The 19,220-nt window shown below is 61.5% G+C and carries 16 protein-coding genes; 9 read left to right on the top strand and 7 right to left on the bottom strand.

What is annotated here, in order from left to right; translation table 11 throughout:
- Positions 1-24: 24 nt before the first annotated feature.
- From Q1W70_RS12895 to Q1W70_RS12880, 4 genes are all read right to left on the bottom strand, one after another.
- Complete coding sequence (locus Q1W70_RS12895; RefSeq protein ID WP_166591555.1) at positions 25-1,068, bottom strand: ABC transporter substrate-binding protein; 1,044 nt, start codon at positions 1,066-1,068, stop codon at positions 25-27.
- A 44-nt stretch (positions 1,069-1,112) separates the two neighbouring features.
- Positions 1,113-2,237 (bottom strand): ABC transporter ATP-binding protein, encoded by a 1,125-nt coding sequence (locus Q1W70_RS12890; RefSeq protein ID WP_166591556.1) that lies wholly within the window; start codon positions 2,235-2,237, stop codon positions 1,113-1,115.
- A 259-nt stretch (positions 2,238-2,496) separates the two neighbouring features.
- Positions 2,497-3,126 carry a response regulator gene (locus tag Q1W70_RS12885; protein ID WP_084318557.1) on the bottom strand — a complete coding sequence of 210 codons (630 nt, stop codon included), beginning with the start codon at positions 3,124-3,126 and terminating at the stop codon, positions 2,497-2,499.
- A gap of 17 nt (positions 3,127-3,143) precedes the next feature.
- Positions 3,144-5,546 (bottom strand): PAS domain-containing sensor histidine kinase, encoded by a 2,403-nt coding sequence (locus tag Q1W70_RS12880; RefSeq protein WP_185818129.1) that lies wholly within the window; start codon positions 5,544-5,546, stop codon positions 3,144-3,146.
- Positions 5,547-5,620: 74 nt separating this feature from the next.
- On the opposite strand from Q1W70_RS12880, the gene Q1W70_RS12875 reads away from it, so the two are divergent.
- Positions 5,621-6,610 (top strand): alpha/beta hydrolase family protein, encoded by a 990-nt coding sequence (locus tag Q1W70_RS12875; protein ID WP_166591558.1) that lies wholly within the window; start codon positions 5,621-5,623, stop codon positions 6,608-6,610.
- Positions 6,611-6,626: 16 nt separating this feature from the next.
- On the opposite strand, the gene Q1W70_RS12870 is transcribed toward Q1W70_RS12875, so the two are convergent.
- Genes Q1W70_RS12870 through Q1W70_RS12860 form a run of 3 tightly spaced genes read right to left on the bottom strand, consistent with a single transcriptional unit; the run spans position 6,627 to position 9,089 of the window.
- Positions 6,627-7,394, bottom strand: coding sequence for a TerB family tellurite resistance protein (locus Q1W70_RS12870; protein ID WP_166591559.1), 768 nt, complete (start codon positions 7,392-7,394; stop codon positions 6,627-6,629).
- A 1-nt stretch (position 7,395) separates the two neighbouring features.
- Positions 7,396-8,067, bottom strand: coding sequence for an N-acetylmuramate alpha-1-phosphate uridylyltransferase MurU (gene murU / locus Q1W70_RS12865; protein ID WP_185818128.1), 672 nt, complete (start codon positions 8,065-8,067; stop codon positions 7,396-7,398).
- Entirely contained in the window at positions 8,064-9,089 is a 1,026-nt protein-coding gene (locus Q1W70_RS12860; protein ID WP_182342607.1) for an aminoglycoside phosphotransferase family protein, read from the bottom strand. The genes murU and Q1W70_RS12860 overlap by 4 nt, the downstream gene beginning before the upstream one ends.
- A 130-nt stretch (positions 9,090-9,219) precedes the next feature.
- On the opposite strand from Q1W70_RS12860, the gene Q1W70_RS12855 reads away from it, so the two are divergent.
- The 8 genes from Q1W70_RS12855 to Q1W70_RS12820 all read left to right on the top strand — a co-directional run bounded on the left by Q1W70_RS12855 (position 9,220) and on the right by Q1W70_RS12820 (position 19,167).
- Positions 9,220-12,033, top strand: coding sequence for an LPS-assembly protein LptD (locus Q1W70_RS12855; protein WP_302098863.1), 2,814 nt, complete (start codon positions 9,220-9,222; stop codon positions 12,031-12,033).
- Positions 12,014-13,330, top strand: a complete 1,317-nt coding sequence (surA, locus tag Q1W70_RS12850) for a peptidylprolyl isomerase SurA (RefSeq protein WP_166591563.1) — start codon at positions 12,014-12,016, stop codon at positions 13,328-13,330. Before Q1W70_RS12855 ends, surA begins: the two co-directional genes overlap by 20 nt.
- A complete protein-coding gene (gene pdxA, locus Q1W70_RS12845) occupies positions 13,327-14,316 on the top strand; it encodes a 4-hydroxythreonine-4-phosphate dehydrogenase PdxA (protein WP_302098862.1) in 990 nt (329 codons plus the stop codon). The genes surA and pdxA overlap by 4 nt, the downstream gene beginning before the upstream one ends.
- Positions 14,313-15,125, top strand: coding sequence for a 16S rRNA (adenine(1518)-N(6)/adenine(1519)-N(6))-dimethyltransferase RsmA (rsmA, locus tag Q1W70_RS12840; RefSeq protein WP_095170572.1), 813 nt, complete (start codon positions 14,313-14,315; stop codon positions 15,123-15,125). The genes pdxA and rsmA overlap by 4 nt, the downstream gene beginning before the upstream one ends.
- A 208-nt stretch (positions 15,126-15,333) precedes the next feature.
- Positions 15,334-15,714 carry a Co2+/Mg2+ efflux facilitator ApaG/CorD gene (gene apaG, locus Q1W70_RS12835; protein ID WP_166591565.1) on the top strand — a complete coding sequence of 127 codons (381 nt, stop codon included), beginning with the start codon at positions 15,334-15,336 and terminating at the stop codon, positions 15,712-15,714.
- Positions 15,714-16,595 carry a symmetrical bis(5'-nucleosyl)-tetraphosphatase gene (locus Q1W70_RS12830; RefSeq protein WP_166591566.1) on the top strand — a complete coding sequence of 294 codons (882 nt, stop codon included), beginning with the start codon at positions 15,714-15,716 and terminating at the stop codon, positions 16,593-16,595. Before apaG ends, Q1W70_RS12830 begins: the two co-directional genes overlap by 1 nt.
- A 33-nt stretch (positions 16,596-16,628) precedes the next feature.
- Positions 16,629-16,958, top strand: a complete 330-nt coding sequence (glpE, locus tag Q1W70_RS12825; RefSeq protein WP_166591567.1) for a thiosulfate sulfurtransferase GlpE — start codon at positions 16,629-16,631, stop codon at positions 16,956-16,958.
- 286 nt (positions 16,959-17,244) lie between these two features.
- Entirely contained in the window at positions 17,245-19,167 is a 1,923-nt protein-coding gene (locus Q1W70_RS12820; RefSeq protein WP_095170580.1) for a PrkA family serine protein kinase, read from the top strand.
- The last annotated feature ends 53 nt before the right edge of the window (positions 19,168-19,220 follow it).

The raw sequence follows: 19,220 nt of genomic DNA, 5'->3' as shown, positions 1-19,220 counted from the left end.
AGCAGCCCTACCACAGGGTCGTGCTTACTTCGCGGCCCAGGAATTGAAACGCTGCTCCAGTTGCTCGCCGTTGTCCGCCCAGAAGCTGACGTCGATCTGCACCTGGTTGGCGATGTTTTCCGGAGTGGTCGGCATGTCTTTCAGAATTTCCGGGTTCAACAGCGGTACTGCCTGGGTGTTGGCCGGGCCGTAGGCGATGTTTTCCGAGTAGGTTTTCTGCTGTTGTGGCATGACCGAGAACGCGATGAATTTCTTCGCCGCTTCAGCGCGGGTCTTGTCCAGGCCTTTAGGAATGGCCCATGCGTCGAAGTCGTAGATACCGCCGTTCCACACCACTTTCAGGTTGCTTTCCTTTTGCACGGCAGCGATCCGGCCGTTGTATGCCGAGCTCATGACCACGTCACCGGACGCCAGGTACTGTGGCGGCTGAGCGCCCGCTTCCCACCACTGGATGCTCGGTTTGAGTTCGTCGAGCTTCTTGAAGGCACGGTCCTGGCCATCTTTACCGGCCAGCACTTTATAGACGTCTTTCGGGGCCACGCCGTCGGCCATCAAGGCGAATTCCAGGGTGTACTTGGCGCCTTTACGCAGGCCGCGCTTGCCCGGGAAGTTCTTGGTGTCCCAGAAGTCGGCCCAACTGGTCGGCGCGGTTTTCAGCTTGTCGGCGTTGTACGCCAGCACGGTCGACCAGACGAAGAAGCCCACGCCGCACGGCTGGATCGCACCCTTGACGTAATTGTCGGGGTTACCGAACAGCGCGGGGTCGAGTTGCTCGAACATGTCCTCGTCGCAACCGCGGGACAGCTCTGGCGACTCTACTTCCACCAGGTCCCAGGACACGCTCTTGGTGTCGACCATGGCCTTGACCTTGGCCATTTCACCGTTGTATTCACCGGCGACGATCTTGCCGTTGCCCGCTGCTTCCCAAGGCGCATAGAAGGCCTTGACCTGTGCGGCCTTGTTCGCGCCGCCAAACGACACCACGGTCAGGTCGGAGCCCGCGGCCATCGCGTGTGCCGCAGCCATCATGCCCAGAGCCAGGGTGGTGAATTTCAGGGATTTCAACATTTATTGTTATCTCCACGTGCAGGGTTGGTGAAGCAAGGGGGCGATCAATTCGCCTCTAGAAGGGGGTCGAGAGCACGTACGTGTTCGACCTGCCAGCCAAGCGGCACCACGTCTCCGACGGCCAGCGCCGGATCCAGCTCGGCGATCGGCTGTTTCACGAAGAAATCGGTCTTGCCGCAGACTTCCAGGCGCACACGGACGTGGTCGCCCAAATAGATGAATTCCGCCACCCGCCCGGAGAAACGGTTGACGCACGACTCACTGGAGCCGTTGAGGCTGACACGCTCCGGACGAATGGACAGGGTCACCGGCTCGCCGGTCTTGCCGACATTCACCGCCAGCGCCTCGACCTTTTCCCCGCGCCCAAGCTCCACAATGCAGCGCTCGCCGGTCTGGCTGTGCAGACGGCCGTTGAGGCGGTTGTTTTCGCCAATGAAGTTGGCGACGAAGGTATTTTTCGGTTCTTCGTACAATGTGCGCGGTGGGGCGATCTGCTGGATTTCGCCTTGATGGAACACCGCCACCCGGTCAGACATGGTCAGGGCTTCGCCCTGGTCGTGGGTCACATAGACCACGGTCACACCCAGGCGCTGGTGCAGGTGCTTGATCTCCATCTGCATGTGTTCACGCAGCTGTTTATCGAGGGCGCCGAGCGGTTCGTCCATCAACACCAGTTGCGGTTCGAACACCAGCGCCCGGGCCAGGGCCACCCGCTGCTGCTGGCCACCGGAAAGCTGGGCAGGGTAGCGCTGGGCGAAGGCGTCGAGCTGGACCATGCTCAGGACACGCTTGACCCGGTCACTCACGTCGCTCTTGTTCAGGCCACGCACGGTCAGCGGGAACGCGAGGTTCTCGGCCACCGTCATGTGCGGGAACAGGGCGTAGTTCTGGAACACCATGCCGATGTCACGCTTGTGCGGCGGCACATTGTTGATCGAACGCCCGGCCAGCAGGATCTCGCCGGCGGTCGGGGTTTCGAAACCGGCGAGCATCATCAGGCTGGTGGTCTTGCCGGAGCCGGAGGGCCCGAGCAAGGTGAGGAACTCGCCTTTGCGAATATCCAGGTTGAGGTCTTTGACGATCAGGTTCTCGCCGTCGTAGCTCTTCTGCACGCCACGAAAGCTGACCAGTACATCATTGGTCCCCGCGCTTGAATCGACCTCGCTCATACCCACACCTTTATTGTTGATGACTGCCGTGGATTAAGCCTAGTGGCTGCAGACAGTCGCGCAAATCGGGGCGCAGGAGAGAATCGCCTCAGCCAGATGGAAGGTTGGGGGTAGGGATTGCCCTACAAGGATGGCGCGTTTGGACAGGTCGGCGGCGAGTTTCCAGCTACAGGCCACAAGAACAGGCCAAAGCGGTTTGCCGGAGTGTCGTAAATGGATATGTGCCGGGTACGTGGCAGGCGGATACCACAGGTACTTTTCAGAGCAGCTTGTGTTCCATGGCGTACTTCACCAACTCCGCCAGGGAAGTGATGTTGAGCTTCTGCATCAGGCGCGCCTTGTGGGTGCTGATGGTCTTGCTGCTCAACGCCAGTTGCTGGGCGATGTCATTGACGTTGGCGCCCTGGGCAAGCCGTTCGAACACCGAGAACTCACGCTCCGAGAGCAGCGAATGCAGGGGACGCGAATCGGTCAGGCCGACTTCGAAGACCATTCGATCCGCCAGTTCCGGATCGATGTAGCGCCCGCCAGCAGCCACTTTGCGAATCGCCGTCAGCAACAGTGCCGGGTCGCTGTCCTTGGTGGCATAACCGGCGGCCCCGACCTTCAAGGCACGGGCGGCCATTTGCGCCTCGTCGTGCATCGACAGCACCAGAATCGCCGGGGGATTGTTCAACGCGCGAATCCGCGGGATCGCCTCCAGGCCATTCACCCCGGGCATGGAAATGTCCAGCAACACCACCTCACAGGGCACGTGGCGCAGGGTTTCGAGCAACTGTTCGCCATTGCTCGCCTCCCCCACCACCAGCAGATCCTTGGCCAGGCCGATCAATTGCTTGATGCCTTCGCGCACGATGGTGTGGTCTTCGGCTACCAGTACACGGATCACAGACTTCTCCAGAAAAATCAGCTGCACGCTTCATGCAAAGGCACACGAACCTCAAGGGTGGTGCCCTCGCCCGGTTCACTGTCGAGCAGCAGTGTGCCACCCATGATCAACACTCGCTCGCGCATGCCCACTACCCCAAAGGACGTCGGCCTACCAGTTTGAGCGACAAAACCTACACCGTCGTCGCTGACGGTCAGGCACAACTGCCCGTCTTCCAGCACCAGCGTCAGCTCCACAGTATGCGCCTGGGCGTGGCGCATGACATTGGTCAGTGCCTCCTGGAGGATCCGGAACAGGCCTATGGCCTTGGCATCACTGAGCACCGGTAGGTTGTCGGGCACCTGCACCAGGCAGGGAATCTGGGTGCGCGCCTCGAAACGCCGGGCCTGCCACTCGATGGCCGAGGCGATACCGGCGTCGAGAATCGGTGGGCGCAGCGCCGTGGCCACGTCCCGCACCAGCTGGAACAATTGCGCGATCAGGCGCTTCATGCTGTTGAGCCGATCACTCAGGCCAGGGTCCAGATCGGCGTAGGCCAGTTCGCACATCGAGGTTTCCAGCTTGAGCACCGTCAGCATTTGCCCCAACTCATCGTGGACCTCCCGGGCAATCCGCGCCTTTTCCTCTTCGCGCACACTCTCCAGGTGCGCCGACAGCTCACGCAGCTGCTCCCGGGAGCTGGCCAGCTCCAGTTCGATGCGCTTGCTCTCGCTGATGTCCCAGACGATCCCGTCCCAGACAAAGGCGCCATCGTCGAGACGGCGGGTGATGGCCTTGATCTCGGCCCAGCGCTGCTGACCCTGGCGGGTGAGGATGCGGCCCTGCCACGACCAGTCACTGTCGGTGTCCAGCGCGTGATCCTGGGTGCGGTGATAACTGGCTCTGTCCTGGGGATGCACCACGCTGCGCAGGCCCATGTCGCGATGGCTCAAGGTGGCGGGCGAGTAGCCCACCAGGCTCTCACTGCCTTCGCTGATGTAGGCAAAGTCGATTTGCCCGGTCACCGGCGCCCGTTCAAGACGAAACACCAGGCCCGGGACGTTGGCGGCAATCCCCTGCAGGCGTGCCTCGCTCTCACGCAAGGCCGCCAGGGCCCGCCGGCGCTCGGTGACATCGTTGAGATAGACCACCAAGTATTCGCTGTCGCGAAAACGCAGAAAGCTCAAGGTCACGTCAGCCGGCAAAATGCTGCCATCGGCGCGCAGGCAATTGGTTTCGAAGCTCTGTGGCCCCTCCTCGCTGGCCCGCGCGCGTTTCCACAGGTTCAACCAGCGGTCCATGTGCAAGCTGGGCTCGAAGTCGATCAGCGGTCGGTCGATCACCCCGCCCACGGCATACCCCAGCATGTCTTCGGCCGCCCGGTTGGCGTAGCGCACGTGACTGTCCCAGTTGACCCAGAGGATCCCGACGGTGCTTTGATCGATGGAGAACTGCGTCAGGCGCAACGCCTCTTCGCTGGCCGCGCGCAGGGCAATGTCCTCCCGGGCGGCCAGCAAGCGCTGCTCGAGCAGGTGTTGCTGGCGTCGTTGCCAGATCACAATAGCCATGGCGCTCAGCAGCAACACCCCCAGCAACAGGCAGAGGTTCTGCCAGAACCCCGGGGACTCCGACAAACGTGGGTACTTGGGCTGCAGCCAGCGTGCGTGCAATTGCTCCAGGTCCTTGGCCGGGATCGCGTGCAAGGCACTTTCGACGATGCCGGCCAACTCCGGCCAATCGCGACGGGTGGCCACCCGCAGCAACTGCGGCAGGCCGATATCCCCCACCACGGCCAACCCGGCAAACTCCGGTTCTACGGACAGCCGGCTGAGTTGGGCCTCATCGATGACCGCGTAGCGCGCTTGCTGGGACAGCAGCAGTTGCAGGGCCTGGCGCTCCAGAGGGACGCCCTGCAAATTGAGGTTGGGGTAGTTGCTGCGCAGATAATCGGCAATCGCACTGGGCATCCGCACCGCGACCCGTGACTGATCGTCGAGTTTCTCCAGGTCCACAGCGCCGGCGCCCTTCTGTTGCCCCACCACCAATTGCGGCACACGCATGTAGGGATCAGTGAATTGCCACAAACGCAGGCCAGCGGGGGTTTGGGTCAGGCCCGGGGCCATGTCGACCTCGCCCTCACGCACCGCCTGCTCCAACTGCGCGACATCGGGAAAATTACGCCAGGTCAGCTCGATCTTCAGGGCGCTGGCCAGCCACTGCATCAATTCGACGTTGGCCCCGGACAGGCGCTGCAGACGCCGGTCGTACTGTGCGTAAGGCGCCTGCAGCACCACACCGACCCGCAACTCGGGGTGACGATCCAGCCATTGCCGTTGCTCGCTGTTCAGTTGCGCCACGCGCGCAGGCGGCGCGCCAGCCGCCCAGGCCATCAAGGGAAGCCAGAAACAGCCGATAAGCAACAGGCAGCAAAGACGTTTCATGGGAACTCTCACACACTGACAAATACTGACCAACCCATTAGGCTGCCGGGAATACTTCTGGCCTGGAATATCCGATGCCCCCTGTCTACCGCCTGGCACTGCCAGCATTGTGCCTGTCGTTGATCTTGCCTGGCGTCTTTTCCGCCCAGGCTGCCGAGCCAACAGAACCTGCTGCCAGCGAACCGTCCGAGCAACGCCAGCCCCTGCCTGAGCGTAGCCAGGAAGAAGCCGCTGCCCTGCAACGCAGCTTGCCCTCTGGCGAACAGCAACAGTTGCCGGCGGGCAGCGAGACGTTCCTGGCCCTGTGGCAACCGGCCAACACCAGCGAGCCCCAAGGCACGGTGATTATCATCCCGGGCACGGGCGAAACCGCTGACTGGCCTCAAGCAATTGCTCCCTTGCGGCAAAAATTGCCCGACGCCGACTGGAGCAGCCTGAGTCTTACCCTGCCGGACCTGCAAAGCAATGCCCCACAGCCGCGCATCCTCGAAAGTGCACCAGCACCGACCAGCAGCGAGCCCCCGAGTAAAGACGCCAGCACCGCAGCCCCTATCGAGCAAGTAGCCGGTGGCGAAGGTGAGGTGGCGGATCAGCCGGTGGCGCAGACCCACGATGAGCAGCTCAAGGCCGATGCCCTGCGCATCTTTTTGCGTATCGACGCCGCCCTGGCCTTTGCCGAGCAACAGAACGCCCGCAGTATCGTCCTGCTCGGCCACGGCACCGGGGCTTACTGGGCCGCCCGTTACCTGAGCGAAAAACAGCCGGCTCAAGTCGCGAAACTGGTGATGGTCGCCGCCCAGGTTCCCGCCTCCAGCACACCCGGGTTGACGGAACTGACCACCGGCTTGAAATTGCCGACCCTGGATCTGTACTACAACGACAAACCGTTGCTTCAACGCGCGGCCCAGGAACGCCTGCAGGCCAGCAAGCGGTTGAAGGATTCGAGTTTCCGGCAGATTTCCCTGAACGCCCTGCCCGGCAACAACGCCGCCCAACAGGAACAGTTGGTGCGGCGGGTGCGAGGCTGGTTGAGTCCGCAGAACAACGCTGCGCCGTTGCCCTAGGCAGGGCAACGGCGTCCTAGCGAAAGTCGCGCCGCTGACGGATCAACGCATAGGCGCTGTGCAACTCCCGGGTCTTCTCCGTCGCTTCGCGCACCTGGGACGGCGAAGCCCCGCTGCCAGCGATCTTGTCCGGATGATGCCGACTGAGCAGCCTCCGGTAGGCCCGTTTGATCTGGTCCGGCTCGCTGCTCAGCGTCACCCCCAGCAGGCGCATGGCGTGCTGGTAAGCCTCGCCACTGCTGGCCAAGGGTCGCTTGTGCGGTTCGTAATCCTGGGCCAGGGCGTGCACCTGCTCCGGCGTCCAGTCCAGCCATTTGCCCCACTGGGCCAGCAGTTCGCGTTCGGCACGTCCTGCACGCCCGTCTGCCCAGACCATCCGCCAGCACGCCCGCAGTACCCCTTCGGCGGCATGGGGCTGGGCACGCAGACGGCGCAGGTAACCGCGCAACCGATCATGCCCGCTCTTGCCACGATTGAACGCCGCAATGGCACGCTTCTGGGCAAACTCGTTCATCTCCAGTGCGCGCATTTCCTGGCGCGCCTGGTAGATATGACCGTCACCCACCCGGCCATCACTCTTGGCCAGGCGCCCGAGCAGCACGAACAGCAACTCATCGTTGCGCAGCATCGCACGCCCGCCCAGGCGCTCGCGCAGATGCCCCAGGCTTTGCAGTTGCAGGCGCCGATCCAGCGCCTGCCCCAACAATGCACCGAGCATGGCCCCCGGAATGCTGGCGATGGCAAACCCCGCCCCGGCTCCGATCAGAGTCCCTGGCCACAACATCTCAGCGGCTCGCTTGCAGCAAGTGTTCGGCCTCGGCCAGACGCTCATGGGTGCCGACATCCACCCAATGCCCCGGCAGTCGCTCGCCACTCACCTGTCCGTGGGCCATGGCGTTGCGCAACAGCGGCGCCAATTTGAAGGCACCGTCGGTGCAACCGGCGAACAGCTTGGGGTCGAGCACGGCGATGCCGCTGTAGGTCAGGGTCGGCGCATCGGCCTGGCCGTCGAACACCTGTCCTTCGACCAGGGCGAAGTCCCCACCTGGGTGGTGGGCCGGGTTATCGGCCAGCACCAGGTGGGCCAAGCCGGCCAGTGGCCGGCGCAACGCACTGAAGTCGTAATCGGTCCAGATGTCGCCATTGACCACCACAAAGGCACCCTCGCCCAGCAACCCCAGGGCACGGAAGATCCCGCCCCCGGTTTCCAGAGGCTCACCTTCCGGCGAGTACTGAATGCTCAGGCCATAACGCGAACCGTCCCCCAGGTAGTCTTCGATCTGCTGACCCAACCAGGCGTGGTTGATCACCACCTCAGTAAAACCCGCCGCCGCCAAAGCCTTGAGGTGGTACTCGATCAGCGGTACGCCACCGACTGGCACCAGTGGCTTGGGGGTGGTCAGCGTCAAGGGGCGCATGCGCTCACCCTTGCCGGCCGCCAGAATCATTGCCTTCATACACAAGCTCCGGGCGCCGGGCGCAGACTGGCCAGCAACTCAGCCAACTCCGCCAGCTCTGGCCGACGGGCCAATACGGCTTCTATATAAGCAAAGAACCGCGGCACGTCCGTCAGGTAGCGCGGCTTGCCGTCGCGGTGGCAGATACGGGCGAAGATCCCGATTACCTTCAGATGGCGCTGCACACCCATCAGGTCGCTGGCTCGCAGGAACTCCTGGAAATCCGCCTGGACTGGAATCCCGAGTGCGCCGGCCTGTTGCCAGTAACGCTCCAGCCAGTCGAGCACGCGGGCTTCGGGCCAACTGAGGAAGGCGTCCTTGAACAGGCAGGTCACGTCGTAGGTCACCGGGCCGTACACCGCATCCTGGAAATCCAGCACGCCTGGATTCGGCTCGCTGATCATCAGGTTGCGCGGCATATAGTCGCGATGCACCAGCACTTTCGGCTGGGCCAGGGCGCTGTCGATCAACAGGTCGCTGGCACGCTGCCAGAGGGCTTGCTGGTGCGCGTCGAACTCGATCCCCAGTTCGCGCTTCACGTACCACTCAGGGAACAGTTCCAGCTCGCGACGCAACAGGGCCACGTCATAACTGGGCAACGGCGCCACCATCGGCAATTGCTGGAAAGCCAGCAACGCCTGCAGGGCGTCATTGAACAAGCCATCGGCGTTTTCGTCGTTGATTACGTCCAGATAGGTCTGGTTACCCAGGTCATTAAGCAAAAGAAATCCGCGTTCGAGGTCCTCTGCGTAGATTTTCGGCACGTTAATCCCGGATTTCGCCAGCAAAAAGGCGATATCCACAAACGGTTTGCAGTTTTCCTGAGGCGGCGGCGCATCCATGACGACAAAACTTCTGCCATCACCTTCCCAGCGGAAATAACGGCGGAAACTCGCGTCGCTGCTGGCCGCAGTCAACGTGGCCTGGGGCACAGCCCCCCAGCCTTGTGCGGCAAACAGGATGGCCAATTGCTCATCGAGCCAAACTTTCAGGTGTATCAAGCGTACATCTTGATCAGGCATTGCAAGGGTCTCCGACGGCGCTAGCCGTCAAGCGGGTCATGCTTTATTATCCAGCATCTTTTTCAGACCATCGAGAGGCGTGCGGCCCACACCGCGGGCAGATGGCACGCAGGAAGCCCGGACTAATAAGATGGCATTGAAATCCCCCGCGTTTCGTAAAAAATTTCCGTTGTTGGTTACCGGCAGTCTGCTGGCCCTGCAACCTCTAGCCACTTCCTTCGTGGTCGCCGCGGAACAGTATGACTGCTCAGTCTCTGCTTCGGGTGCCTGGGATTGCGCGCCGAAAACCAACGCGGCTCAACTGCCTCCGCGCCCTGTGCATGATGCCAGTGCGGTCAGCTCGGGCAACGGATCGGCAGCAGACACCAGCGTTGCCGGCGAAACCGCGGACAAACCGGCGCTGGTCACCGAAGCCGAGGGTCGCGGCCTGAAGTCGCGCAGCACCGACTACAGTCACCTCGACTGGGTCCCGCGTGAACAGCTCACCGCTGCCCAACTGGCCGAAACCGGTCCGTACTGCTCCGGCGCCTATGTCGAGCCGACCCGTCCTGGCATGAATGACAAGACGAGTAAAAGCGACTCGCCGACCTTCATCGGCGCCAAGGCCTCCCGCTACCAGCAGGAGCAGCAGATTGCCACCCTCGCCGGTGACGTAGTCATGCGCCAAGGCAGCATGCAGGTCGAGGCCGATGAGGCCAGCCTGTACCAGGCCGAGAACCGTGGCGAACTCAACGGCAACGTCCGAGTGCGCGACAACGGCGCGCTGATCGTCGGCGACCACGCTGACGTGCAACTGGACACCGGCGAAGCCAAGGTCGACAACGCCGAGTACGTGCTGCACAAGTCCCGTGTGCGTGGTAACGCGCTGTACGCCAAGCGTGCAGAAAACGCGATCATCCGCCTCAAGGACGGTACCTACACCACCTGTGAGCCCAACAGCAACGCCTGGCAGCTCAAGGGCAACAACATCACGCTGAACCCGGCGACCGGCTTCGGTACCGCAACCAACGTGACACTGCGGGTCAAGGACATTCCAGTCCTGTACACGCCGTACATCTACTTCCCGATCGACGACCGCCGCCAGTCCGGCTTCCTGCCGCCGACCATCGGCAGCGGCAGCGATACCGGGATGCTGCTGGTGACGCCGTACTACTTCAACCTGGCGCCGAACTACGATGCCACGTTGTACCCGCGCTACATGAGCAAGCGCGGCATGTTGTTGGAAGGCGAGGCTCGCTACCTGACCAAGTCGAGCGAGGGCCAGTTCGGTGCTGCGTACCTGGACGACCAGGAAGACGAGCGCAAGCTGCAGTCCGACTACGAAAAAACCCGCTACATGTACAACTGGCAGCACAAGGGTGGCCTGGACTCGCGGGTATTCACCGAAGTCGACTACACCAAGATCAGCGATCCGTACTACTTCCAGGATCTGCAGACTGACCAGTTGGGCGTTAAAAGCGTTTCCGATTTCGTCAATCAGCAAGGTGCTGTCAGCTACCGTGGCGACACCTTCACCGCGCGGATCAATGCCCAGGCCTATGAATTGGCGTCGGTGTCCAACCTCACGCCATACGACCGCCTGCCGCAGATCACCTTCAACGGTTTCCTGCCACAGCAACCGGGCGGGCTGAACTTTGCCTACCAGACCGAGCTCGTGCGGTTTGACCGGGACCTGAAAACCGGCGACTTCGTGGATCAGGATGGCAACTCATCCCCACGCCTGGACAACAACATCCAAGGCCTGGCGCGCGCCACAGGTGACCGCCTGAACCTGGCACCTACGGTCAGCTTGCCGCTCGACTGGACGTACGGCTTCGTGAAGCCTGCGCTCAAATACCAATACACCCAGTACCAACTCGACCTGGACAGTATCGGCAAGAGCCAGATCGTGGCTCAGGATCAAGCTGCTGCCGCCGCCGGGACAGACAATGTCAACGGCCATTTCGACAGCAACCAGAGCCGTGGGGTGCCGATCGCCAGCATCGACAGCGGCCTGTACTTCGACCGCAATACCCAATGGTTCGGCAAGAACTATCGCCAGACCCTGGAACCTCGCCTGTTCTACCTCTACGTCCCAGAGAAGAACCAGGAAGATATTCCGGTATTCGACACCAGCGAATACACCTTCAACTACGCCTCGCTGTTCCGCGACAACCGCTTCTCGGGCTCCGACCGCGTGGGTGACGAGAACAAGCTGTCGCTGGGCGTAACCAACCGCTGGATCGAAGACAACGGCTTCGAGCGTCAACGCATCAGCGTCGGCCAGGCCGTGTACTTCAAAGACCGTGAAGTCCAGTTGCCGGGGATTGATGTGAAAGATCGCAAAGATGCTCAGTCGAGCGTTTCACCGTATGCCCTGGAATACGCATACAACTGGAACCGTGACTGGAGCACCACGGCCGACTACAACTGGGACCCGGACAGCCACAGCCCTCGCTCGGGCAGCGCGATGTTCCACTACCAGCCTGAAGACAACCCGAACAAGGTTATCAACGCCGGTTATCGTTATCGCAACGACCAAGTGATCTACAACCAGAACACTGGTAAGTGGCAATTCGGTGGTGACTACGGCACTGCGGGCAATGACGACTACGTCAAGGATTACTACAAGATTCAACAGCACGACTTCTCGGTCATCTGGCCGGTCGTGCCGCAATGGAACGCCATCAGCCGCTGGCAGTACGACTACAACCGCAACCGTACGCTGGAAGCCTTCGGTGGTTTCGAATACGACAACTGCTGCTGGAAACTGCGCCTGATCAACCGTTACTGGGTGTCCTATGACGAATTCAGTCAGGAAGCCCCGCAAAACGAAAAAGGCGACCACGGCATCTTCCTCCAAATCGTTCTGAAAGGTCTCGGTGGCGTAGTTGGCACCAAAGTAGAGAGCTTCCTCGACAAAGGCATCCAAGGTTATCGTGAACGTGAAGACCAAGCTTTCTGATTGTCTGCGCCCGCTGATGCTGGGCGCGCTGTTCCTGAGTACCGCGGCCAGTGCCGCGGTGCAGTCCATCGACAAAGTGGTGGCCATCGTCGACAACGACGTGGTCATGCAGAGCCAACTGGACCAGCGGGTTCACGAAGTCCAGCAAACCATCGCCAAGCGTGGCTCGGCCGTTCCACCGGCCGGCGTGCTGGAACAACAGGTGCTTGAGCGCCTGATCGTCGAAAACCTGCAACTGCAGATCGGCGAGCGTTCCGGCATCCGCATCACCGATGAAGAGCTGAACCAGGCGATCGGCACCATTGCCCAGCGCAACAACATGACCGTGGATCAATTCCGCGCCGCCCTGTCCCGCGATGGCCTGTCTTATGAAGACGCACGCGAGCAGGTACGCCGTGAAATGATCATCAGCCGTGTGCGTCAGCGTCGGGTCGCCGAGCGCATCCAGGTCACCGAGCAGGAAGTGAAGAACTTCCTCGCCTCCGACCTTGGCAAGATGCAGCTGTCGGAAGAACTGCACCTGGCCAACATCCTGATTCCTACCCCGGAAAGCGCCAACTCCGAAGCGATTCAGGGTGCGTACCGTCAGGCGATGGAGGTTTACCAGCAACTCAAGCAGGGCGCTGATTTCACCCAACTGGCGATTGCCAAATCCGGCAGCGACAACGCCCTGGAAGGCGGCGACATGGGCTGGCGCAAGGCCGCTCAACTGCCACCGCCGTTCGACCGTGAACTGAGTGCCATGTCCGTCGGCGACATCACCCAACCTGCACGTACCCCTGGCGGTTTCATCATCCTCAAGCTGCTGGAAAAACGCGGCGGTGGTAATCAGACCCGTGACGAAGTCCACGTTCGTCACATCCTGATCAAGCCGAGCGAGATCCGCAGCGAAGCAGAAACCAAGCGCCTGGCACAGAAACTCTACGAGCGCATCGAATCGGGTGAAGACTTCGCCGAACTGGCGAAGACCTACTCCGAAGACCCAGGCTCCGCCCTCAACGGCGGCGACCTGAACTGGATCGATCCGAACGCGCTGGTACCGGAATTCCGTACCGTGATGAACAACACCCCTCAAGGTCAGTTGTCCAAGCCGTTCAAGAGCCCGTACGGCTGGCACGTCCTGGAAGTCCTTGGCCGTCGCGCCACCGACAGCACCAGCCAGGCTCGCGATCAACAAGCGATGACCGTGTTGCGTAACCGTAAGTACGACGAAGAGCTGCAAACCTGGTTGCGTCAGATCCGTGACGAAGCCTACGTTGAAATCAAGCTCCCTGGCGTCGACCAGGCGTCGAAGTGAAACCCAGACGTTTCGCTCTGACACCCGGCGAACCAGCCGGCATAGGTCCCGACCTGTGCCTGCTGCTCGCCTCGCACGCCCAGCCATACCCCCTGATAGCCATCACCAGCCGCGACCTGCTCCTCGAGCGGGCCGCGCAGCTGGGTGTGGTCGTTGATCTGCTGAGCGTCAGCCCCGGGCACTGGCCGGACGTTCCCGCGCCCGCCAACAGCCTGTACGTCTGGGATACACCGCTCACGGCCCCGGTCGTTGCAGGTCAACTGGACCCGGCCAATGCCGCCTTTGTCTTGCAAACCCTGACCCGCGCGGGCCAGGGCTGCCTGGATGGCGACTTTGCCGCAATGATCACCGCCCCGGTGCACAAGGGCGTGATCAACGAATCCGGGATCGCCTTTTCCGGGCATACCGAGTTCCTGGCCGACCTGACTCACACCCCCCAAGTGGTGATGATGCTTGCCACCCGTGGCTTGCGCGTCGCCCTGGTGACCACTCACCTGCCGCTGCGAGAGATTGCCGACGCAATCACCCCGGAGCGCCTGGAGCGGGTCACGCGGATCCTGCACGCCGACCTGCAACACAAATTCGGCATCGCCCAGCCCCGCATCCTCGTCTGTGGGCTCAACCCCCACGCGGGCGAAGGCGGCCACCTGGGCCATGAAGAAATCGATATCATCGAACCCACCCTTGAGCGTCTGCGCGGCGAAGGCATGGACCTGCGTGGTCCCCTGCCCGCCGACACTCTGTTTACCCCCAAATATCTGGAGCACTGCGATGCAGTGCTGGCGATGTACCACGACCAGGGCCTGCCGGTGTTGAAGTACAAAGGCTTCGGCGCGGCAGTCAACGTGACCCTGGGCTTGCCGATCATCCGCACGTCAGTCGACCACGGCACCGCCCTGGACCTGGCTGGCAGCGGAAAAATCGACACCGGCAGCCTGCAAGTCGCCCTGGAAACCGCCTACCAGATGGCCGAGACCCGTTTATGACCGAGCATTACCAACACCGGGCGCGCAAGCGCTTCGGCCAGAACTTCCTGCACGACGCCGGCGTAATCGACCGCATCCTGCGCTCCATCCACGCCAAGGCCGACGACCGCCTGCTGGAAATCGGCCCGGGCCAGGGCGCCCTGACCGAAGGCCTGCTCAACAGCGGCGCGCAGCTTGATGTCGTGGAACTGGACAAAGACCTGATCCCGATCCTCAACCAGCAGTTCGCCGGCAAGAGCAACTTCAACCTGCACCAGGGCGATGCGCTGAAGTTCGACTTCAACAGCCTGAACGCCGCGCCCAACAGCCTGCGGGTGGTTGGCAACCTGCCATACAACATCTCCACGCCGTTGATTTTCCACCTGCTTAACAACGCCGGGATCATTCGCGACATGCACTTCATGCTGCAAAAAGAAGTGGTCGAGCGTCTGGCGGCGGGTCCTGGTGGCGGCGATTGGGGCCGCCTGTCGATCATGGTCCAGTACCACTGCCGGGTCGAACACCTGTTCAACGTCGGCCCTGGCGCGTTCAACCCGCCACCCAAAGTCGACTCGGCTATCGTGCGCCTGGTGCCCCACGCAGTACTGCCGCACCCGGCCAAAGACCACCGCCTGCTGGAGCGGGTTGTTCGCGAAGCCTTCAACCAGCGTCGCAAGACCCTGCGCAACACCCTCAAGGCCTTGCTCAGCAACGCTGAAATCGAAGCCGCCGGCGTCGATGGCAGCCTGCGCCCGGAACAGCTCGACCTGGCAGCCTTCGTGCGCCTGGCCGATCAGTTGGCAATCCAGCCCGCGCCAGCCGCTGAGTAACTCAGAGCCCCTGTAGGAGCCAGCTTGCTGGCGATGGCGTCGGCAAAGTCGACAGATCCACTCGCTGGCAACCCAGCTCCTACAAGGCAGACCAGATCGTTCTCCTGTCCTCGGCCACAGCATCTCTGGCCTACAGCCTGCCAGTTGGCCTAGACTGATCACCTCTCGCGTTAGGTAATCTGCGCTTTTGCTTTTAAGGCCTTCTTGCATGTCCGATCCTCGTTATCAGGTCGACGTCAGCGTCGTCACTCGCTTTCTGGCAGAACAGTCGCAACCCGAGCAGAACCGTTTCGCCTTCGCCTACACCATCACCGTGCACAACAACGGCTCGCTACCGGCCAAGTTGCTCTCGCGGCACTGGGTGATTACCGATGGCGACGGCCATGTCGAAGAGGTTCGTGGGGCGGGCGTGGTTGGCCTGCAACCGTTGATCGCTGCCGGCCAGAGCCACACCTATAGCAGCGGCACCGTAATGACCACCCGCGTGGGCAACATGCAGGGCAGTTATCAGATGCTCGCCGAAGACGGCAAACACTTCGACGCCATCATCGCACCCTTCCGCCTGGCGGTGCCCGGAGCCCTGCACTGATGGCGACGTATGCCGTCGGTGATCTGCAGGGCTGCCTCGAGCCCCTGCAGTGCCTGCTCAAGCAGGTCGCCTTCGATCCGCAGACCGATCGCCTGTGGCTGGTCGGCGATCTGGTCAACCGTGGCCCGCAGTCGCTGGAGACCTTGCGCTTCCTCTATAGCATCCGCCAGTCGCTGGTCTGCGTGCTGGGCAACCATGACCTGCACCTGCTGGCCGCCGGGAACAATATCGAGCGCCTGAAGAAAGCCGACACCCTTCGCGAAATTCTCGAGGCGCCGGACGGCAAGGAGCTGCTTGAGTGGCTGCGCCAGCAAAAGCTCCTGCACTATGACGAAGTCCGCGACATGGCGCTGGTTCATGCCGGCATCCCGCCACAGTGGTCCTTGCGCAAGGCCCTCAAGTGCGCCGCCGAAGTCGAGGCTGCCCTGCGCGACGACAACCTGCTCGTCCCTTACCTGGATGGCATGTATGGCAACGAGCCGGCCAAATGGGACAGCGACCTCAAAGGCGTGACCCGCCTACGGGTGATCACCAACTACTTCACCCGCATGCGCTTTTGCACCAGCGAAGGCAAGCTTGACCTCAAGGGCAAGGAAGGCGCCGACACCGCGCCGCCCGGCTACGCCCCCTGGTTCAAGCACAAGGATCGCAAGACGCGCGGCCTGAAGATCATTTTCGGTCACTGGGCCGCACTCGAAGGCCGGTGCGACGAGCCCGGCGTCATCGCCCTCGATACCGGTTGCGTCTGGGGCGGCGCCATGACCCTGCTGAACATCGACACCGGCGTACGCCTGAGCTGCCAGTGCGACGAGCACGGCCATATCGCGCTGCCAGTCGCCCCACCTACCCCCGAACCATTGTCGGCCAGCATCAAGCGCTAGGCTGCGCTATCAGTCTGGCCACAGGAGCCCGCCATGAGCGAATTCAAACGTATCCCCCCCGAACAAGCCCAAGCCCTGCGTGAACAAGGCGCCGTGCTGGTCGATATCCGCGACCCCGCGACCTACGCCGCGCTGCACATCAGCGGCTCCACGCACCTGGACAACCACTCCATCTCGGACTTCATCCGCGCCGCCGACCTCGACGCGCCAACGGTGGTGGTCTGCTACCACGGCAACTCCAGCCAGGGCGCTGCCGCCTACCTGATCAGCCAGGGGTTTTCCGACGTCTACAGCATGGACGGTGGCTTCGAGCTGTGGCGTACGACTTATCCTTCGGAAACCACGAAAAGCAGCGACGAATAATTTTTTTCCACGTTCCAGCCCACGTCCCCCGTGGGCTGACGAACGGTCGCACACAACAAATTGCGCATTGCTCCTTTACCTCCCGGATTACCAACTATCCTTAGCCTCAGGCCATCCAAAACAGGGGAGAGCCGGTACACCGGCGAGCGGGTCATCGGGAGTAGCTTTCAGGGTTGATAGCTTTGAAGGTGTTCTGGGGGGGTAAAAAGCAGCTGAAATTGCGGCTGCTGACCAGCATCGACTGAATGATCCGGCGTCGGCTCCACGTATCGAGCGAGGTGACGTCATGAGTATCTTTAGCCACTTCCAACAACGCTTCGAGTCCACACGCCAGGAAGAACTCTCGCTGCAGGAGTACCTGGAACTCTGCAAACAGGACCGCAGCGCCTACGTTTCCGCCGCCGAGCGTCTGCTGCTGGCAATCGGTGAACCCGAGTTGCTGGACACGTCGACCAACTCGAGGCTGTCGCGCATTTTTTCCAACAAGGTGATCCGACGCTACCCGGCCTTCGAGGACTTCCATGGAATGGAAGAATGCATCGACCAGATCGTCTCCTACTTCCGCCACGCCGCGCAGGGCCTGGAAGAGAAGAAACAGATCCTCTACCTGCTCGGCCCCGTTGGCGGCGGCAAGTCGTCCCTGGCCGAAAAGCTCAAACAACTGATCGAGAAAGTGCCCTTCTATGCCATCAAGGGCTCTCCGGTATTCGAGTCGCCACTGGGGCTGTTCAACGCCACCGAGGACGGCGCGATCCTGGAAGAAGACTTCGGCATTCCACGGCGCTACCTGAACACCATCATGTCGCCCTGGGCGACCAAACGGCTGGCCGAATTCGGCGGTGACATCAGCCAGTTCCGCGTGGTCAAGCTCTACCCTTCGATCCTCAACCAGATCGCGGTCGCCAAGACCGAGCCGGGCGATGAAAACAACCAGGACATCTCGGCACTGGTGGGCAAGGTCGATATCCGCAAACTCGAAGAATTCCCGCAAAACGACGCCGACGCCTACAGCTACTCGGGCGCCCTGTGCCGGGCCAACCAGGGCCTGATGGAATTCGTCGAAATGTTCAAGGCGCCAATCAAGGTCCTGCACCCACTGCTGACCGCCACCCAGGAAGGCAACTACAACAGTACCGAAGGCTTGGGCGCGATTCCGTTTACCGGGATCCTGCTGGCGCACTCCAACGAGTCGGAGTGGCACACCTTCCGCAACAACAAGAACAACGAAGCCTTCATCGACCGGATCTACATCGTCAAGGTGCCTTACTGCCTACGGGTCAGCGATGAAGTGAAGATCTACGACAAGCTGCTGTTCAACAGCTCCCTGGCCAAGGCTCACTGCGCCCCTGACACCCTGAAGATGCTCGCCCAGTTCACCGTGCTCTCACGCCTCAAGGAGCCGGAAAACTCGAACATCTACTCAAAAATGCGGGTGTACGACGGCGAAAACCTCAAGGACACCGATCCGAAGGCCAAATCGATCCAGGAGTACCGCGACACCGCCGGTGTCGATGAAGGCATGAACGGTCTTTCGACCCGGTTCGCCTTCAAGATCCTGTCGAAAGTCTTCAACTTCGACCCGCACGAAATCGCCGCCAACCCGGTGCACCTGCTTTACGTGCTGGAACAGCAGATCGAGCAGGAGCAATTCCAGGCCGAAACCCGCGAACGCTACCTGCGCTTCCTCAAGGAATACCTGGCGCCGCGCTACATCGAGTTCATCGGCAAGGAAATCCAGACCGCCTACCTGGAGTCCTACAGCGAGTACGGGCAAAACATCTTCGACCGCTACGTGCTGTACGCGGACTTCTGGATTCAGGACCAGGAATACCGCGACCCGGAAACCGGCGAGATCCTCAACCGCGTCGCCCTGAACGAAGAACTGGAGAAAATCGAAAAACCGGCAGGCATCAGCAATCCGAAGGATTTCCGCAACGAAATCGTCAACTTCGTCTTGCGTGCCCGGGCCAACAACAACGGCAAGAACCCGACCTGGCTCAGCTACGAGAAGCTGCGGGTGGTCATCGAGAAAAAAATGTTCTCGAACACCGAGGACTTGCTGCCGGTCATCAGCTTCAACGCCAAGGCCAGCAAAGAGGACCAACAAAAGCACAACGACTTCGTCACACGGATGGTCGAGCGCGGCTATACCGACAAACAGGTACGACTGCTCTCCGAGTGGTACCTGCGGGTCAGAAAATCACAATAACCCGCTGCCGGTCAGACCGGTTGTCGTTAGCCAGAGGCCTGTCTACGCATTTT

It is taken from the genome of Pseudomonas kielensis (genome assembly GCF_030505375.1).
Lineage (GTDB): Bacteria > Pseudomonadota > Gammaproteobacteria > Pseudomonadales > Pseudomonadaceae > Aquipseudomonas > Aquipseudomonas kielensis.
This window is presented reverse-complemented; position numbering and strand designations above follow the sequence as displayed.

Bases quoted from the DNA above. Each gene is read 5' to 3' on its own strand.
- Q1W70_RS12895 (WP_166591555.1), bottom strand. From the start codon at position 1,068: ATGTTGAAATCCCTGAAATTCACCACCCTGGCTCTGGGCATGATGGCT.
- Q1W70_RS12890 (WP_166591556.1), bottom strand. From the start codon at position 2,237: ATGAGCGAGGTCGATTCAAGCGCGGGGACCAATGATGTACTGGTCAGC.
- Q1W70_RS12880 (WP_185818129.1), bottom strand. From the start codon at position 5,546: ATGAAACGTCTTTGCTGCCTGTTGCTTATCGGCTGTTTCTGGCTTCCC.
- Q1W70_RS12875 (WP_166591558.1), top strand. From the start codon at position 5,621: ATGCCCCCTGTCTACCGCCTGGCACTGCCAGCATTGTGCCTGTCGTTG.
- Q1W70_RS12870 (WP_166591559.1), bottom strand. From the start codon at position 7,394: ATGTTGTGGCCAGGGACTCTGATCGGAGCCGGGGCGGGGTTTGCCATC.
- murU (WP_185818128.1), bottom strand. From the start codon at position 8,067: ATGAAGGCAATGATTCTGGCGGCCGGCAAGGGTGAGCGCATGCGCCCC.
- Q1W70_RS12860 (WP_182342607.1), bottom strand. From the start codon at position 9,089: ATGCCTGATCAAGATGTACGCTTGATACACCTGAAAGTTTGGCTCGAT.
- Q1W70_RS12855 (WP_302098863.1), top strand. From the start codon at position 9,220: ATGGCATTGAAATCCCCCGCGTTTCGTAAAAAATTTCCGTTGTTGGTT.
- rsmA (WP_095170572.1), top strand. From the start codon at position 14,313: ATGACCGAGCATTACCAACACCGGGCGCGCAAGCGCTTCGGCCAGAAC.
- apaG (WP_166591565.1), top strand. From the start codon at position 15,334: ATGTCCGATCCTCGTTATCAGGTCGACGTCAGCGTCGTCACTCGCTTT.
- Q1W70_RS12830 (WP_166591566.1), top strand. From the start codon at position 15,714: ATGGCGACGTATGCCGTCGGTGATCTGCAGGGCTGCCTCGAGCCCCTG.
- glpE (WP_166591567.1), top strand. From the start codon at position 16,629: ATGAGCGAATTCAAACGTATCCCCCCCGAACAAGCCCAAGCCCTGCGT.
- Q1W70_RS12820 (WP_095170580.1), top strand. From the start codon at position 17,245: ATGAGTATCTTTAGCCACTTCCAACAACGCTTCGAGTCCACACGCCAG.